Here is an 18,421-nt window from a genome sequence, read left to right as displayed (position 1 = left end):
GGATGGTATGATTAACAGCACCCTGGCACGTGTAACACAACGCATTATTGAACGTTCAAAAGAGAGCCGAGCTGCCTATCTGGCACGTATTAGCTCAGCCCGCACGCAGACGGTACACCGCTCGCAGCTAGCCTGTGGCAACCTGGCCCACGGCTTTGCCGCCTGCCAGCCCGATGATAAAGCCGCCCTGAAAAACATGGTGCGCAGCGATATCGCCATCATCACCGCCTACAACGATATGCTCTCTGCCCACCAGCCTTATGAAAACTATCCACAGCGGCTAAAGCAGGCGTTACACAGCGTTGGCGCCGTTGGCCAGGTCGCAGGTGGTGTGCCAGCAATGTGCGACGGCGTGACGCAGGGGCAGGACGGCATGGAGCTGTCGTTGATGAGCCGCGATGTGATAGCCATGTCCGCAGCTATCGGCCTTTCCCATAACATGTTCGACGGCGCGTTGTTCCTGGGTATCTGTGACAAGATTGTGCCAGGGCTGGTGATGTCCGCCTTGTCCTTCGGCCATTTGCCTGCGGTGTTTGTGCCTGCCGGGCCGATGAGCAGCGGCCTGCCAAATAAAGAGAAAGTACGCGTTCGCCAGCTCTATGCCGAGGGCAAAGCCGATCGCCACGCGCTGCTGGAAGCCGAGGCCGCCTCTTATCATGGCGTTGGCACCTGCACCTTCTACGGCACGGCCAACACCAATCAGATGGTGATGGAAGTGATGGGCCTTCATCTGCCCGGCGCTTCTTTCATTCACCCAGACACGCCGCTGCGCGATGCGCTCAATGATGCTGCCGCTCGCCAAATCACCCGCCTGACAGAAACCGCCGGTAATTACCTGCCGATAGGCCAATTGGTGGATGAAAAAGTGGTGGTTAACGGCATCGTATCGCTACTGGCCACCGGGGGATCAACCAACCTGACGATGCATATGGTGGCCATGGCTCGCGCAGCGGGCATCATCATCAACTGGGATGACTTCTCTGAACTTTCCGACTCGGTGCCACTGCTGTGCCGCATCTACCCCAACGGCCCAGCGGATATCAACCAGTTCCAGGCGGCGGGCGGTGTGCAATTGGTCGTACGTGAGCTGCTGAACAACGGCCTGTTGCATCAGGATGTGCATACCGTCGCCGGTTTCGGCCTGGAACGCTACACCCAGGAACCTTGGCTGGACAATGGCCAGTTGGCCTGGCGCGACGGGGCAGCAAGCTCGCTGGACGCTAACGTGATTGCCAGCATAGCCAAACCGTTCGAGCATCATGGCGGTACCAAGGTGCTGGCCGGTAATCTGGGCCGTGCAGTGATGAAAACGTCAGCGGTGCCTGCCGAAAATCAGATTATCGAAGCCCCGGCGATCGTATTCGAAAGTCAGCACGATATCGTCCCCGCCTTCGAAGCGGGCAAACTGGATCGGGACTGCGTGGTGGTCGTGCGTTTCCAGGGGCCACAGGCCAATGGCATGCCTGAACTGCATAAGCTGATGCCACCGCTTGGGGTATTGATGGATCGCGGTTTCAAGGTGGCGTTGGTGACCGATGGCCGCCTGTCCGGCGCTTCCGGCAAGGTTCCTTCGGCGATCCATGTCACCCCGGAAGCCTACACCGGCGGCATGCTGGCCAAAGTACAAAGCGGCGATATGATCCGGGTGAATGGCCGCACCGGCGAGCTGCAACTGCTGGTTGCGGAAGCAGAGCTGGCCCAGCGCACTCCCTATCAACCCGATCTGAGCGGCGAAAGGAATGGCTGTGGCCGTGAACTGTTCGGTGCGTTACGCAGCCAGCTTTCCGGGGCCGAACAGGGCGCCTGCTGTATCACGTTTTAATCCTGACCATGGCCCAGCCTGCTGGGCCTGCTATCAGCCAGCCTGCGCGTACCCCGAAGGTAACCGCTGGCTGAAACGCCGCTTTTTACGGTAGGCAAACACATCCTCGACGTGTCCTTCCTTAATGCGCTGCTGCAACCCTCGCCAGTAGTCCGCTTCAAACAGGTCGCTGTGCATCTCCTCAAAGACCTTACGGATACGCCGATCGCCACACAGGAAATGGCGGAACTCTTCAGGGAAAACGTCGTTGGGTGAAATGCTGTACCAGGGTTCGCTAGCCAGCTCATCTTCCGGGTAGCGTGGCGGCGGAATATTACGGAAGTTCACCTCGGTCATGTAGCAAATCTCGTCGTAGTCGTAAAACACCACGCGCCCATGACGTGTCACACCGAAGTTTTTGAACAGCATATCACCGGGGAAGATATTGGCCGCAGCCAGCTGTTTGATCGCATTACCATATTCTTCGATGGCGTCATGCATTTGCCGTTCGTCTGCCTGTTCGAGATACAGGTTCAACGGCGTCATTCGCCGCTCCATATACAGATGCTTGATGACCACCCGATCGCCGAGATCTTCCAGCTTTTCCGGCACCTCGCGCTGCAACTCCGCCAGCAGCTGCGGGCTGATGCGTGCCTTATCCACCACAAAATTCTCATATTCCTGGGTATCGGCCATCCGCCCGACGCGATCGTGCTCTTTTACCAGTTGGTAGCAGGCCATCACCTGTGCCTGCGTAACCTCTTTCTGCGGCGCGAATTCGTCTTTGATCACTTTGAATACCCGATCGAAGGACGGCAGCGTAAACACCAGCATCACCATGCCTTTCACGCCCGGCGCAATAATGAATTGCTCCTGTGACTGCGCCATAAAATTCAGGTATTCGCGGTAGCATTCGGTTTTACCATGCTTCTGGCAGCCGATCGCCATATACAGTTCGGCGGTGGTTTTACCCGGCAGGATCTCCCGCAACCATTCGACCATCGCCGCTGGTAATGGGGCATACACCATGAAGTAGGAACGGGCGAAGCCAAACACGATGCTGGCTTCGGCCTTGCTGGTCAGGCAGGTATCAATGAACAACGCGCCGGACTCGCTGTGGTGGATCGGCAACAGAAACGGGTAAACCCCGTCGGCCACCCGCAGCTTACCGACCAACCAGGCCGCCTTGTTACGGTAGAACAGCTCATTGCCGATTTGGAACGTCGCTCCAGCTAGCTGTTGGGAGCTGAAGGTCTGTAGTAAGGCTTGGGTGATATAGCGAATATCGCGTGGCAGGTCTTCCCACGGCAGGCGCAGCGGCAAGTCGGTCAACAGGCTGTGCAGCATGGCAGCCAAATCACCATTGGGAGTAAAATCACGTGCCAACGGCCTGGGAATATCGCGAAAGCGCCGTTCGGGCTGCGAGCTGAAAACGAACAGCTTATCTGGGGTTAAATCCCGATGTTTGAACAGCCGACAGTAAACCGAATTAAAGAAGCTTTCGGCAATCTCAAAACGCGGGTAGTCGGGCAACAGCTCGGTATAAACCGCCTTCACCCTATTAGGGAAATCCGCATCGTAATATTTCTGCCCGGTGATGCATTTCAGTTGCTCAACCACCAGACCGACGTGGTGATCGTAAAGATGGATACGTCGTTTCATCGCCTGTTGTACGGCGGGCCAGTCTGCCTGCTCAAAACGCTGCTGCGCTCCGGCCGTGACTTCAAGAAAGCGGCCATATTGCGCATCAAAGCCCTGCAGGATCGTCTGTGCAATCAACAGCTCCAGTTTTTCCGCCATCTTTGCCTCTGCCATTCAGGAATGAAACAAGAGCCTGGCGCCATGCCAGGCCCCTTGGGGATCAGAACTGCTGTTCTTCGGTGGAACCGGTCAGTGCCGTTACCGAGGAAGCTCCCCCCTGAATAATGGTGGTTACCTTATCGAAGTAGCCGGTCCCCACTTCCTGCTGATGCGAAGCAAAGGTGTAGCCACGCTCGACTGCGGCAAATTCCGGCTGCTGCACTTTTTCAACATAGTGCTTCATGCCTTCGCCACGCGCATAAGCATGTGCCAGATCGAACATGTTGAACCACATGCTGTGGATACCGGCCAGCGTGATGAACTGGTATTTGTAGCCCATGGCGGACAGCGCGTCCTGGAAGCGGGCGATAGTCTGATCGTCCAGGTTCTTTTTCCAGTTGAACGACGGTGAGCAGTTATAGGCCAACAGCTTGCCCGGGAACTTGGCATGGATCGCGTCGGCAAAGCGTTGCGCCGCTTCCAGGTCCGGCGTTGAGGTTTCGCACCACACCAAATCGGCATAAGGGGCATAGGCCAGCCCACGGCTGATGGCCTGCTCAATACCGGCATGGGTGCGGTAGAAACCTTCGGCGGTGCGTTCACCAGACACGAAGGCGCTGTCATACGGATCGCAGTCGGAGGTCAGCAAATCCGCCGCATCGGCATCGGTACGGGCAATCAACAGGGTTGGCACACCGAGAACGTCAGCCGCCAAGCGCGCTGCAACCAGCTTCTGGATAGCTTCCTGGGTCGGTACCAAGACCTTGCCGCCCATATGGCCACACTTCTTCACTGCCGCCAGTTGGTCTTCGAAATGTACCCCGGCTGCACCGGCTTCAATCATCGCCTTCATCAGTTCAAAGGCGTTTAGCACGCCGCCAAATCCGGCTTCGGCATCCGCCACGATCGGCAGGAAGTAATCGGTATAGCCTTTGCTGCCGGGTTCAATCTGGTTTGCCCACTGGATTTGATCCGCCCGACGGAAGGTATTGTTGATACGCTCAACCACAGTCGGGACCGAGTCGACCGGGTACAGCGACTGATCGGGATACATGGCGGCAGCGGTATTGGCATCAGCCGCTACCTGCCAACCGGACAGGTAGATCGCTTCGACGCCCGCTTTCGCCTGTTGCAGCGCCTGGCCACCGGTCAGCGCCCCAAGGCTGTTTACGTACCCTTTGCGGGATTTACCGTGCAGCAATTCCCAGAGTTTCGCCGCACCGTTTTGCGCCAACGTGCAAACCGGATTGACCGAGCCACGCAGGTTGATCACGTCTTCGGCGCTGTAAGGGCGGGTGATGCCCTCCCAGCGTGCTGATTTCCATTCCTGTTCCAGCTGTTGGATCTGTTGGGTACGAGAGGTCGTCATATTTTTATCCTTTTCAATACTGTAGCGTTAAAGGTCAGGAACGGTTTCAGGCCAGTAATTCGTAGCCGGGTAAGGTCAGGAAATCGATTAATTCATCTTGCGTGGTGATACGTTCCATCAGCTGTGCCGCCTCTTCGAAACGGCCTGCGTGATAACGCGCTTCACCCAGTTCTTTACGAACGACCTGCATCTCTTCCTGCAGCATCTGGCGGAACAGGGCCTTGGTTACCTGTTGGCCATTGCTGAGGCTTTTCTCGTGATGGATCCACTGCCAAATTGAGGTGCGTGAAATCTCGGCAGTGGCGGCATCTTCCATCAGGCCATAAATCGGTACGCAGCCATTGCCGGAGATCCAGGCTTCAATGTATTGCACCGCAACGCGGATATTGGCGCGCATGCCGGTTTCGGTTCGCTCACCGTCACACGGTTCCAGCAGTTGCGCCGCCGTGATAGGAGCATCCTTCTCACGCAGCACCTCTAGTTGGTTCTGCCGCTCCCCCAAGATGCGGTTAAACACTTCCATCACCGTATCGGCCAGCCCTGGATGTGCCACCCAAGTCCCGTCATGGCCATTGGTCGCTTCCAGTTCTTTATCCGCACGCACCTTGCCCAACACCACCGCGTTTTGCTCGGCGTCCTTGCTGGGGATAAACGCCGCCATACCCCCCATCGCAAAAGCACCGCGGCGGTGACAGGTCTTGATCAGCAAGCGAGAATAAGCACTGAGGAAAGGCTGGGTCATAGTGACGGACTGACGGTCTGGCAACACCCGATCGCCATGGTTCTTCAGCGTTTTGATATAGCTGAAGATGTAGTCCCAACGGCCACAGTTCAGCCCGACGATATGATCGCGCAGGTGATACAGGATCTCGTCCATCTGGAATACCGCAGGCAGGGTTTCAATCAATACCGTGGCCTTGATAGTGCCGCGCGGCAACCCGAAGCGATCCTCGGTAAAGCTAAAGACTTCGCTCCACCAGGCAGCCTCCTGCCAGGACTGGGTTTTCGGCAGGTAGAAATACGGGCCACTGCCTTTTGCCAGCAGTTGACGATAGTTATGGAAGAAATAGAGTGCAAAATCGAACAACCCGCCAGGGATCGCTTCCCCCTGCCACTGCACATGTTTTTCCGGCAAATGCAGGCCACGCACGCGGGCAATCAACACCGCCGGGTTGGGTTTGAGCTGGTAAATCTTGCCGGCTTCATTGGTGTAAGAGATGGTGCCGTTGACCGCATCATGCAGGTTGATCTGCCCGTCGATAACCTTGTCCCAGCTGGGTGCCAGTGAGTCTTCAAAGTCGGCCATAAACACTTTGACGTTGGCATTGAGGGCATTGATAACCATTTTGCGTTCAACCGGCCCAGTAATCTCAACCCGACGGTCGCGCAAGTCAGCGGGAACGCCGCGGATCTGCCAGTCACCCTGCCGAATGGAATCCGTTTCCGAAATAAAGCCTGGCAGCTCGCCGCGATCGATTTTCTCTTGCCAGCTGGCGCGTGCCGCCAACAGTTTGTTGCGTTGTGGCGTAAATTTCCCCACCAGTTCCGCCAGGAACTCGACCGCATCATCCGTCAGTATCTGCCGCTCTGCAGAGCCGAAAGCCTGTGTAAACGCTAATTCTGTACCTACCATCTGTTGCGTCATTGTCTTGATCCTTTCCATCATTCCACGCCGCCATTGCAGGCCAGGCGAAGCATTGTTGTCGGAAATCGGGTGAAAAAAAGACCGCCAACTGGTCAGATGTCATCCCGCAGGATCCTAGAATAACCAACAAAAATTAAAAATCAAAAACGATTTCCATTTTTTTAATAAATATTTTATTAACCTTTTATTATCAATTGATTAGATTATTTATCATTTATAGCAAACCAGGAAACCGGTTCCATTTAGATCAAGGAGTGCAGGTAATGTATTGTTTTTAAATGATTTATCGATGCTGAAACGTTGCAGATTTGGCAGGGAAAACGGCGGGGTAAACCAGGGCGGCCTCGATTCAGCCACCCGGTGCAGAGAAAGATGTTACTCGAGGGTAGGATTCATATGACGCAGATCGAACGGCGTGATCTGGTAAACGTAGTAGTTTAACCAGTTGGAAAACAGCAGGTGACCATGGCTTCGCCATGAAGCTGCGGGGGGCAATTCGGGGTTATCATCGGGGAAATAATTTAGCGGTACGGTCGGGTTGAGGCCTGCATCGTTATCACGACAATACTCACCCGCTAACGTCAGGGTGTCATATTCCGGATGCCCGGTGACAAAGGCCATGCGCTTATCCTTGGTAGCGAACAGATAGGCACCGGCCAGCTCTGATTCTGCCAGGATATCCAGATCGGTGTACTGCCGCAGGATCTCGGTTGGGAAATCGGCATAGCGTGAGTGGGGAGCCAGGAAGGTTTCATCAAAACCTCGGGTCAGCAAGGCATGCTGGTGCAACGTACGATGCTGGTACACCCCGGAGAGCTTCACCTCACGCGTCTTCTTTGGAATGCCGTACAGGATGTTTAGCGCGGCCTGCACTGCCCAACAGACAAACAGGGTTGAAGTCACATGATCCTTGGCCCACTCGATCACTCGCTCGATCTGCGGCCAATAGGCGACATCACAGAAGTCCACCAGGCCCAGCGGAGCGCCAGTGACGATCAGCCCGTCAAAGTTCTCATTCTGGATATCTTCAAAGTTACAGTAGAAATTATTCAGGTGCTCCGTAGGAGTGTTCTTCGACTCACGGCTATCGATGCGCAGTAGCTGAATATCGATCTGCAATGGCGAGTTGGAAAGCAAACGCAGAAACTGGTTTTCCGTTTCGATCTTTTTCGGCATCAGGTTGAGGATAAGTACCTTTAACGGCCTGATTTCCTGTGTTTTTGCGCGTGAGGATGTCATGACAAACACGTTCTCATTACGCAAGAAATTGACCGCAGGTAACTCATCAGGAACACGAATCGGCATTGCTTACCCTCACACATCCGTTTATACGTTTAGACTTCTAGATGCCCGAAGATAACGCTTTTTTAGCGTCATGTCGAGGATTCAACGGGAAGGTGAAAATGTTTCATCGCCAGATAAAGTGAGTTAAACCGGGGGGCGATTAGTGTTTATCAGTTCAGCAAAAAATACGAGCAGTGATGCCCCTCACCCTAACCCTCTCCCCCAGGAGAGGGAACCGATCGAGTCCGCTGATATTCCTCATTCTTTCTGCGACCTGCTTCACGATACCCACTTGCCGAAGCCGCACTCACTCATCCACAACACCGAACTGCCCCCTCGCCCTTTGGGAGAGGGTTGGGGTGAGGGGATTTCTGTTTTCGATGCATAGCAAAAAGGCCATCCTTGCGGATGGCCTCTCGGCTTAATTGATGCTTGGCAGTGTCCTACTCTCGCATGGGGAGACCCCACACTACCATCGGCGCTACGGCGTTTCACTTCTGAGTTCGGCATGGGGTCAGGTGGGACCACCGCGCTATTGCCGCCAAGCAAATTCTTTTGATTTTTTTCTTTCTGCCGAACTTCTAAACCACTTAAATAAAGTGGTGCTGATACCCAGAGTCGAACTGGGGACCTCACCCTTACCAAGGGTGCGCTCTACCAACTGAGCCATATCAGCACGCTAATTTGATGCCTGGCAGTGTCCTACTCTCGCATGGGGAGACCCCACACTACCATCGGCGCTACGGCGTTTCACTTCTGAGTTCGGCATGGGGTCAGGTGGGACCACCGCGCTATTGCCGCCAGGCAAATTCTGTTTTATTCCAACCGCCTTTTGGGCCATTGAAACCAATCTCGGAACGTCGCTGAAAATCTACTTCAATCTCTTCAAAACACCTTTGGTGTTGTAAGGTTAAGCCTCACGGATCATTAGTACTGGTTAGCTCAATGCATCGCTGCACTTACACACCCAGCCTATCAACGTCTTAGTCTTAAACGTTCCTTCAGGGACCTTAAAGGCCCAGGGAAGACTCATCTCGAGGCAAGTTTCGCGCTTAGATGCTTTCAGCGCTTATCTTTTCCGCACTTAGCTACCGGGCAGTGCCATTGGCATGACAACCCGAACACCAGTGGTGCGTTCACTCCGGTCCTCTCGTACTAGGAGCAACCCCTCTCAATCTTCCAACGCCCACGGCAGATAGGGACCGAACTGTCTCACGACGTTCTAAACCCAGCTCGCGTACCACTTTAAATGGCGAACAGCCATACCCTTGGGACCTACTTCAGCCCCAGGATGTGATGAGCCGACATCGAGGTGCCAAACACCGCCGTCGATATGAACTCTTGGGCGGTATCAGCCTGTTATCCCCGGAGTACCTTTTATCCGTTGAGCGATGGCCCTTCCATTCAGAACCACCGGATCACTAAGACCTACTTTCGTACCTGCTCGAGCCGTCACTCTCGCAGTCAAGCTAGCTTATGCCTTTGCACTAACCTCACGATGTCCGACCGTGATTAGCTAACCTTCGTGCTCCTCCGTTACTCTTTGGGAGGAGACCGCCCCAGTCAAACTACCCACCAGACACTGTCCTCACCCCAGATTATGGGGCCGAGTTAGAACATCAAACATTAAAGGGTGGTATTTCAAGGTTGGCTCCATGCAGACTGGCGTCCACACTTCAAAGCCTCCCACCTATCCTACACATCAAGGCTCAATGTTCAGTGTCAAGCTATAGTAAAGGTTCACGGGGTCTTTCCGTCTTGCCGCGGGTACACTGCATCTTCACAGCGAGTTCAATTTCACTGAGTCTCGGGTGGAGACAGCCTGGCCATCATTACGCCATTCGTGCAGGTCGGAACTTACCCGACAAGGAATTTCGCTACCTTAGGACCGTTATAGTTACGGCCGCCGTTTACTGGGGCTTCGATCAAGAGCTTCGCCTTGCGGCTGACCCCATCAATTAACCTTCCAGCACCGGGCAGGCGTCACACCGTATACGTCCACTTTCGTGTTTGCACAGTGCTGTGTTTTTATTAAACAGTTGCAGCCAGCTGGTATCTGCGACTGGCTTCAGCTCCGAGAGCAAGTCTCTTCACCTACGCGCCAGCGTGCCTTCTCCCGAAGTTACGGCACCATTTTGCCTAGTTCCTTCACCCGAGTTCTCTCAAGCGCCTGGGTATTCTCTACCTGACCACCTGTGTCGGTTTGGGGTACGATTTGATGTTACCTGATGCTTAGAGGCTTTTCCTGGAAGCAGGGCATCAACTACTTCTGCACCGTAGTGCATCGTCATCACGCCTCAGGGTTGATAAGTAACCGGATTTACCAGGTCACTCCCCCTACACGCTTAAACCGGGACAACCGTCGCCCGGCTAGCCTAGCCTTCTCCGTCCCCCCTTCGCAGTAACACCGAGTACAGGAATATTAACCTGTTTCCCATCGACTACGCCTTTCGGCCTCGCCTTAGGGGTCGACTCACCCTGCCCCGATTAACGTTGGACAGGAACCCTTGGTCTTCCGGCGAGCGGGTTTTTCACCCGCTTTATCGTTACTTATGTCAGCATTCGCACTTCTGATACCTCCAGCAAACCTCACAGTTCACCTTCAACGGCTTACAGAACGCTCCCCTACCCAACAACGCCTAAGCGTCGCTGCCGCAGCTTCGGTGCATGGTTTAGCCCCGTTACATCTTCCGCGCAGGCCGACTCGACCAGTGAGCTATTACGCTTTCTTTAAATGATGGCTGCTTCTAAGCCAACATCCTGGCTGTCTATGCCTTCCCACATCGTTTCCCACTTAACCATGACTTTGGGACCTTAGCTGGCGGTCTGGGTTGTTTCCCTCTTCACGACGGACGTTAGCACCCGCCGTGTGTCTCCCGTGATAACATTCTTCGGTATTCGGAGTTTGCATCGGTTTGGTAAGCCGGGATGGCCCCCTAGCCGAAACAGTGCTCTACCCCCGAAGATGAGTTCACGAGGCGCTACCTAAATAGCTTTCGGGGAGAACCAGCTATCTCCCGGTTTGATTGGCCTTTCACCCCCAGCCACAAGTCATCCGCTAATTTTTCAACATTAGTCGGTTCGGTCCTCCAGTTAGTGTTACCCAACCTTCAACCTGCCCATGGCTAGATCACCGGGTTTCGGGTCTATACCTTGCAACTATTCGCCCAGTTAAGACTCGGTTTCCCTACGGCTCCCCTATACGGTTAACCTTGCTACAAAATATAAGTCGCTGACCCATTATACAAAAGGTACGCAGTCACACCACGAAGGTGCTCCCACTGCTTGTACGTACACGGTTTCAGGTTCTATTTCACTCCCCTCGCCGGGGTTCTTTTCGCCTTTCCCTCACGGTACTGGTTCACTATCGGTCAGTCAGGAGTATTTAGCCTTGGAGGATGGTCCCCCCATATTCAGACAGGATGTCACGTGTCCCGCCCTACTCATCGAACTCACAGTTAATGCATTTTAGTGTACGGGGCTATCACCCTTTGCTGCGCGACTTTCCAGACGCTTCCACTAACACAAGAACTGATTCAGGTTCTGGGCTGTTCCCCGTTCGCTCGCCGCTACTAGGGGAATCTCGGTTGATTTCTTTTCCTCGGGGTACTTAGATGTTTCAGTTCCCCCGGTTCGCCTCGTATGGCTATGTATTCACCATACGATAGTGTGTCGAAACACACTGGGTTTCCCCATTCGGGTATTGCCGGTTATAACGGTTCATATCACCTTACCGACACTTTTCGCAGATTAGCACGCCCTTCATCGCCTCTGACTGCCTAGGCATCCACCGTGTACGCTTAGTCACTTAACCTCACAACCCGAAGGTGTTTCTGTAAACAGAGACACTGTCGCGCTGTTTATTTGAGAGACTCTATGACAGGTTAATCCTTACCCCAATAGTTCTACGGAGGGATAAGTTTCAGCTGTCATGTTTCAATTTTCAGCTTGTTCCAGATTGTTAAAGAGCAATATCTTAAACACGACTCGCAAGAGTCATCTTTAAGATAATCAGTCACGAATGACCGGTGATAATGTCTTTCACTCATTATCGGATGGCGTCCCCAAGGGGATTCGAACCCCTGTTACAGCCGTGAAAGGGCAGTGTCCTAGGCCTCTAGACGATGGGGACACAAAATCCGATTAAACCCAGGGTTTAATCGTTTCTCGTATCAGCATGAGTCCAGAAGACTCATTACATCAACAGGTAGCGCTTTGCTCATTACTTTTCATCAGACAATCTGTGTGGACACTGCACTCAACTGCATATCTTTAGGTAAGGAGGTGATCCAACCGCAGGTTCCCCTACGGTTACCTTGTTACGACTTCACCCCAGTCATGAATCACAAAGTGGTAAGCGCCCTCCCGAAGGTTAAGCTACCTACTTCTTTTGCAACCCACTCCCATGGTGTGACGGGCGGTGTGTACAAGGCCCGGGAACGTATTCACCGTAGCATTCTGATCTACGATTACTAGCGATTCCGACTTCACGGAGTCGAGTTGCAGACTCCGATCCGGACTACGACATACTTTATGAGGTCCGCTTGCTCTCGCGAGTTCGCTTCTCTTTGTATATGCCATTGTAGCACGTGTGTAGCCCTACTCGTAAGGGCCATGATGACTTGACGTCATCCCCACCTTCCTCCGGTTTATCACCGGCAGTCTCCTTTGAGTTCCCGCCATTACGCGCTGGCAACAAAGGATAAGGGTTGCGCTCGTTGCGGGACTTAACCCAACATTTCACAACACGAGCTGACGACAGCCATGCAGCACCTGTCTCACAGTTCCCGAAGGCACCAATCCATCTCTGGAAAGTTCTGTGGATGTCAAGAGTAGGTAAGGTTCTTCGCGTTGCATCGAATTAAACCACATGCTCCACCGCTTGTGCGGGCCCCCGTCAATTCATTTGAGTTTTAACCTTGCGGCCGTACTCCCCAGGCGGTCGACTTAACGCGTTAGCTCCGGAAGCCACGCCTCAAGGGCACAACCTCCAAGTCGACATCGTTTACAGCGTGGACTACCAGGGTATCTAATCCTGTTTGCTCCCCACGCTTTCGCACCTGAGCGTCAGTCTTTGTCCAGGGGGCCGCCTTCGCCACCGGTATTCCTCCAGATCTCTACGCATTTCACCGCTACACCTGGAATTCTACCCCCCTCTACAAGACTCTAGCTTGCCAGTTTCAAATGCAGTTCCCAAGTTAAGCTCGGGGATTTCACATCTGACTTAACAAACCGCCTGCGTGCGCTTTACGCCCAGTAATTCCGATTAACGCTTGCACCCTCCGTATTACCGCGGCTGCTGGCACGGAGTTAGCCGGTGCTTCTTCTGCGAGTAACGTCAATCCAACAGCGTATTAAGCTATTGGCCTTCCTCCTCGCTGAAAGTGCTTTACAACCCGAAGGCCTTCTTCACACACGCGGCATGGCTGCATCAGGCTTGCGCCCATTGTGCAATATTCCCCACTGCTGCCTCCCGTAGGAGTCTGGACCGTGTCTCAGTTCCAGTGTGGCTGGTCATCCTCTCAGACCAGCTAGGGATCGTCGCCTAGGTGAGCCATTACCTCACCTACTAGCTAATCCCATCTGGGCACATCCGATGGTGTGAGGCCCGAAGGTCCCCCACTTTGGTCCGAAGACGTTATGCGGTATTAGCTACCGTTTCCAGTAGTTATCCCCCTCCATCGGGCAGTTTCCCAGACATTACTCACCCGTCCGCCGCTCGTCACCCAGGAGCAAGCTCCTTGTGCTACCGCTCGACTTGCATGTGTTAGGCCTGCCGCCAGCGTTCAATCTGAGCCATGATCAAACTCTTCAATTAAAAGCTTGATTTGCTTCAACTCGTGAAGCGATGCTCGAAAATTAACTTTCGTAATAATTCATTCGCATGAATTACTGCTTGGTCACCCTTCAAGACTTGATATTTTTTGCTACCGAAGTAGCTGGATATCGTCTTGTGAGTGCCCACACAGATTGTCTGATAAATTGTTAAAGAGCAGTGAGTTACGCGCTTTCGCTTGCTAACTCGAGGTGGCGTATATTACGCTTTCCTCTTTCAGAGTCAACCTTAATTTCAGGTTTTTTCTCTGCGACCCCCGGAGACTCTGTGAAGTTGTTCACATGTTCCGTGTCGATGGAGGCGCATTATAGGGAGTTCCACGCAGGCCGCAACAGGTATTTTCAACAAAAAACACCGTTTGCTGCATTCCACAGCAAAACCCGTCCTTATACCCGGTTATGCACTAACTTATCCACAGAACGCATTTGGTCGGAAAATTTACGAGCGCCACGCAAACGTTTTCGCTACAATTCCCCGCGACGAAACAATCCCCGTTTTTATCGGGGCGCTACCTGAATCTGTTCCTGTCCTTCTCTATATAGGAAGAAATCCCCTCTATATAAGAAGCAACAAGGTGGAGATCCACGTAACGCTCTTTTATTGCGACTCAAAGCCAAGGGATAAAACCATGCAACAACCTCGTCCAATCCGCCGGGCCCTGCTCAGCGTGTCCGACAAAGCCGGAATCGTTGAATTCGCCGAAGCCCTCTCCCAGAGAGGCGTCGAATTACTCTCCACCGGTGGCACTGCCCGCCTGCTGGCCGATGCCGGTCTGCCTGTTACCGAAGTTTCCGACTACACCGGCTTCCCGGAGATGATGGACGGACGAGTCAAAACCCTGCACCCGAAAGTGCACGGTGGCATTCTGGGCCGTCGCGGCCAGGACGATGCCATCATGGAACAACATGCGATCCAACCGATCGATATGGTAGTGGTAAACCTGTATCCCTTCGCGCAAACCGTCGCTCGCCCAGATTGCTCGCTGGAAGACGCCGTAGAGAATATCGATATCGGTGGCCCAACCATGGTGCGCTCGGCCGCCAAGAACCATAAAGACGTGGCCATCGTGGTCAAGAGCAGTGACTACGCCGCAGTGATCACCGAGATGGATAACAACAACGGTTCACTGTTGTACCCAACCCGTTTCGACCTGGCGATCAAAGCGTTTGAGCATACCGCCGCCTATGACAGCATGATCGCCAACTACTTTGGTACCCTGGTGCCAGCCTATCACGGTGAGACCGAACAGCCTTCTGGCCGCTTCCCACGTACGCTGAACCTGAACTACATCAAGAAGCAGGATATGCGCTACGGTGAAAACAGCCACCAGCAGGCCGCCTTCTATATAGAAGAGAATGTGCAAGAGGCCTCCGTGGCCACCGCCGACCAGTTACAGGGTAAAGCACTTTCCTACAACAACATCGCCGATACCGATGCGGCGCTGGAATGTGTGAAAGAGTTTGCCGAGCCGGCCTGCGTGATCGTCAAGCATGCCAACCCTTGTGGCGTCGCAATCAGTGAAAACCTGTTTGCCGCCTATGAGCGCGCCTACCAAACCGACCCAACCTCGGCCTTTGGCGGCATTATTGCCTTCAACCGTGAACTGGACGCCAAAACGGCACAGGCGATCATCAGCCGTCAGTTTGTTGAAGTCATCATTGCGCCAAGCATCAGTGCAGAAGCCCGCACTCTGCTGGCGGCGAAACAGAACGTACGCGTGCTGGCGTGTGGCCAATGGCAACATCGCGTCGCAGGGCTGGACTTTAAACGCGTCAACGGTGGTTTGTTAGTGCAAGATCGCGATCTGGGTATGGTGACCGAAGCCGATTTGCGCGTGGTATCCGAACGCCAGCCAACCGCTCAGGAGCTGCGTGATGCGCTGTTCTGCTGGAAAGTGGCCAAGTTCGTCAAATCCAACGCCATCGTCTATGCGCGCGACAACATGACCATCGGCATAGGCGCCGGGCAGATGAGCCGCGTTTACTCCGCCAAGATCGCCGGGATCAAAGCCGCTGACGAAGGGCTGGAAGTCAAAGGCTCCGCCATGGCGTCTGACGCCTTCTTCCCGTTCCGTGACGGCATTGATGCGGCTGCAGCAGTGGGTATTACCTGCGTGATCCAGCCAGGTGGGTCGATTCGTGATGATGAGGTGATTGCGGCGGCCAACGAACACGGCATCGCGATGATCTTCACCGACATGCGCCACTTCCGCCATTAATCCCTTTTGCTGCGTGCGCTTGATGCGCACGCCGTTTATGGAGCACCTGATGAATATTTTAATTATTGGCAACGGCGGGCGTGAACATGCGCTGGCCTGGAAAGCGGCCCAATCGCCATTGGCAGATAAGGTTTACGTGGCCCCGGGTAATGCGGGTACTGCATTGGAAAGCAATCTGACCAACGTCGATATCGCCCCAACTGATATCCCGGCGCTGGTTGCCTTTGCCAAGGACAATGCTATCGATCTCACCATCGTTGGCCCGGAAGCGCCGCTGGTGATCGGCGTGGTAGATGCCTTCAAGGCCGCCGGGTTGAAAATCTTTGGCCCGTCACAGGCCGCAGCACAGCTTGAAGGCTCCAAAGCCTTTACCAAGGATTTCCTGGCTCGCCACGCTATCCCAAGCGCTGCATACCAGAACTTTACCGAAGTGGAACCCGCCTTGGCCTACGTACGCCGCCAAGGCGCGCCGATTGTTATCAAGGCAGACGGCCTGGCGGCAGGCAAAGGCGTGATCGTCGCGATGACGTTGCAGGAAGCCGAAGACGCCATTCAGGATATGCTGGCAGGTAATGCGTTTGGCGACGCCGGGCATCGCATCGTGATCGAGGAGTTCCTGACAGGCGAAGAAGCCAGCTTTATCGTCATGGTCGATGGCGAGAACGTGGTGCCAATGGCCACCAGCCAGGATCATAAACGTGTCGGTGACGGCGATACCGGCCCGAATACCGGCGGCATGGGCGCCTACTCGCCAGCGCCAGTGGTGACGGATGAAATCCACCAGCGCGTAATGGACCAGGTGATCTGGCCAACCGTGCGCGGCATGGCGGCGGAAGGCAACACCTATGTCGGCTTCCTGTACGCTGGCCTGATGATTGCTGAGGATGGTCAACCCAAGGTGATCGAATTCAACTGCCGCTTTGGCGACCCGGAAACTCAGCCGATCATGCTGCGCCTGCGCTCCGACCTGGTTGAACTCTGCCTGGCAGGGGCCGAAGGCAAGCTGGATGAGAAGACTTCCGAGTGGGATGAACGTCCTGCTCTCGGCGTGGTGTTGGCGGCTGGCGGCTATCCTGCGGATTATCGCCAAGGGGATGTGATCCACGGCTTGCCTCAGCAAGAAGATGCCAATGGCAAAGTGTTCCATGCCGGAACGCGTATGCAAGGAAATGACGTCGTGACCAACGGCGGGCGTGTGCTATGCGTTACGGCTTTGGGCACAACGGTGGCTCAGGCTCAGCAGTTAGCCTATCAGCTAGCGGAAGGTATTCAGTGGCAAGACAGTTTCTGCCGCAAGGATATCGGCTACCGCGCTATCGCACGCGAGCAGTAACTACTCTTTGAGATACCAGCAGGCTCTGTTCGCAGGGCCTTTTTTATGCGCTAAAGGGTGTCTTTGGTGGGTTCCCAACTGCAGAAATCATTATTTGCCACCAATAACAGCTCACGACCTTCCGGCCCATCCAACCAGGCTACGCTCACTGGCTGACTGCTGTTGGCCGCACGCCGCATGATCCACTCTTCGGCCTGTTGGTCCAAACCTGGCTTCACGACTTCGCCGTTGCACAGCTTCACCTCGCCTTGCTGCCAGTGCCCTTGTAACAGCCGTACACGGCCGGCATTAAGCGCATCGCTCAATTCCAGTATCCGCCGAGCCTGATATTGATAGAGCACAACTTCATCGTTGGAGAGTTTCTGGCGCTGAGTGGCCAGTTGGCGCTGCATAAAGCTGACTGTACCGTTGGCGGTGAAACGCAGTTGAATAGAGTCGCGATCGCCATCCGCATCGGTGCGTTTGATTTGGTACAACACACCATGCTGATATTCATACAGCGTTGTGACGGTACCCGGCCCGCGATAAGGGCTGTAGACACTCAACAGCGCCACTGGCCGCTGCTGGCCGTCATCCATCCTCCACACCCGCATTACCCCCTGATCGGCCACAAAGCCGCTGGCGGTAAAGGTTGGCGGGGCAGAACGGAAACTACAAGCACTCAAGGCAGCAACAACCGTAACCGCCATGAGTGCCCGTTGAATAAACAAAAGGGGCGCCAACGCCCCCCTGTTTAAACCTTTCTGGAACACGCGATTAAGACTTAACCGCGTCTTTCAGTGCTTTACCAGAAACGAACGCAGGCACGTTAGCTGCTGCGATTTTGATTTCTTTACCAGTCTGTGGGTTGCGGCCAGTGCGCTCGCTACGATGGTTTACCTTGAAAGTACCGAAACCAACCAATTGTACTGCATCACCTTCTTTCAGGGACTCAGTAATGGCAGCCAGGGTAGATTCCAGAGCCAGCTTAGCTTGAGCCTTGGAAAGGTCAGCCTTCTCTGCGATTACGTCAATCAGTTGAGTCTTGTTCATAAGTTATCCTTACAGTGTGTTTATCGTTTGCAAAGCATCGAGTGCGACGGATATGCCGATGGACAGCACTCTCCTGCATACACGCACCGATAGCCACTTTTTT

The 18,421-nt window shown here is 54.2% G+C and carries 9 protein-coding genes, 2 tRNA genes and 4 rRNA genes; 3 read left to right on the top strand and 12 right to left on the bottom strand.

The genetic code is table 11. The features are described from left to right. The first annotated feature begins 7 nt into the window (after window positions 1–7). Window positions 8–1,822: a phosphogluconate dehydratase gene (gene edd / locus ACX9GU_RS02400; RefSeq protein ID WP_473193742.1), complete on the top strand. Its 1,815-nt coding sequence runs from the start codon at window positions 8–10 to the stop codon at window positions 1,820–1,822. 33 nt (window positions 1,823–1,855) lie between these two features. Here the strand turns inward: edd and aceK are convergent, their stop codons facing one another. The 10 genes from aceK to ACX9GU_RS02350 form a co-directional block, all read right to left on the bottom strand. Next, window positions 1,856–3,601 carry a bifunctional isocitrate dehydrogenase kinase/phosphatase gene (gene aceK, locus ACX9GU_RS02395; protein WP_473193741.1) on the bottom strand — a complete coding sequence of 582 codons (1,746 nt, stop codon included), beginning with the start codon at window positions 3,599–3,601 and terminating at the stop codon, window positions 1,856–1,858. Between the two features lie 61 nt (window positions 3,602–3,662). Next, on the bottom strand, window positions 3,663–4,970 hold the full coding sequence (aceA, locus tag ACX9GU_RS02390) for an isocitrate lyase (protein ID WP_021180852.1): 1,308 nt from the start codon (window positions 4,968–4,970) through the stop codon (window positions 3,663–3,665). Between the two features lie 46 nt (window positions 4,971–5,016). Beyond that, complete coding sequence (gene aceB, locus ACX9GU_RS02385) at window positions 5,017–6,615, bottom strand: malate synthase A (protein WP_473193740.1); 1,599 nt, start codon at window positions 6,613–6,615, stop codon at window positions 5,017–5,019. Between the two features lie 375 nt (window positions 6,616–6,990). Then, a complete protein-coding gene (metA, locus tag ACX9GU_RS02380) occupies window positions 6,991–7,920 on the bottom strand; it encodes a homoserine O-acetyltransferase MetA (protein WP_024484018.1) in 930 nt (309 codons plus the stop codon). Between the two features lie 409 nt (window positions 7,921–8,329). Beyond that, a 5S ribosomal RNA gene (rrf, locus tag ACX9GU_RS02375) occupies window positions 8,330–8,445 on the bottom strand. Window positions 8,446–8,499: 54 nt separating this feature from the next. After that, window positions 8,500–8,575 (bottom strand) — tRNA-Thr (locus ACX9GU_RS02370). 13 nt (window positions 8,576–8,588) lie between these two features. Continuing rightward, a 5S ribosomal RNA gene (gene rrf / locus ACX9GU_RS02365) occupies window positions 8,589–8,704 on the bottom strand. Window positions 8,705–8,805: 101 nt separating this feature from the next. Next, a 23S ribosomal RNA gene (locus ACX9GU_RS02360) occupies window positions 8,806–11,713 on the bottom strand. A gap of 242 nt (window positions 11,714–11,955) precedes the next feature. Continuing rightward, window positions 11,956–12,031, bottom strand: a tRNA-Glu gene (locus ACX9GU_RS02355). 145 nt (window positions 12,032–12,176) lie between these two features. Next, window positions 12,177–13,717 (bottom strand): 16S ribosomal RNA (locus tag ACX9GU_RS02350). The 16S, 23S and 5S rRNA genes sit together here with 2 tRNA genes alongside, the layout of an rRNA operon. A 646-nt stretch (window positions 13,718–14,363) precedes the next feature. On the opposite strand from ACX9GU_RS02350, the gene purH reads away from it, so the two are divergent. Beyond that, window positions 14,364–15,953, top strand: coding sequence for a bifunctional phosphoribosylaminoimidazolecarboxamide formyltransferase/IMP cyclohydrolase (gene purH / locus ACX9GU_RS02345; protein WP_473193739.1), 1,590 nt, complete (start codon window positions 14,364–14,366; stop codon window positions 15,951–15,953). Between the two features lie 49 nt (window positions 15,954–16,002). Beyond that, window positions 16,003–17,286 carry a phosphoribosylamine--glycine ligase gene (gene purD, locus ACX9GU_RS02340; protein WP_473193738.1) on the top strand — a complete coding sequence of 428 codons (1,284 nt, stop codon included), beginning with the start codon at window positions 16,003–16,005 and terminating at the stop codon, window positions 17,284–17,286. A gap of 50 nt (window positions 17,287–17,336) precedes the next feature. On the opposite strand, the gene ACX9GU_RS02335 is transcribed toward purD, so the two are convergent. Then, entirely contained in the window at window positions 17,337–17,975 is a 639-nt protein-coding gene (locus ACX9GU_RS02335) for a DUF1481 domain-containing protein (protein ID WP_473193737.1), read from the bottom strand. Window positions 17,976–18,042: 67 nt separating this feature from the next. Further along, window positions 18,043–18,318 carry a nucleoid-associated protein HU-alpha gene (gene hupA, locus ACX9GU_RS02330; protein WP_021182173.1) on the bottom strand — a complete coding sequence of 92 codons (276 nt, stop codon included), beginning with the start codon at window positions 18,316–18,318 and terminating at the stop codon, window positions 18,043–18,045. Window positions 18,319–18,421: the final 103 nt, after the last annotated feature.

Source organism: Serratia sp. K1WW1 (genome assembly GCF_055790865.1).
Note: the sequence above shows the minus strand (reverse complement) of the source record. Positions and strands in the feature narration are given on the sequence as shown.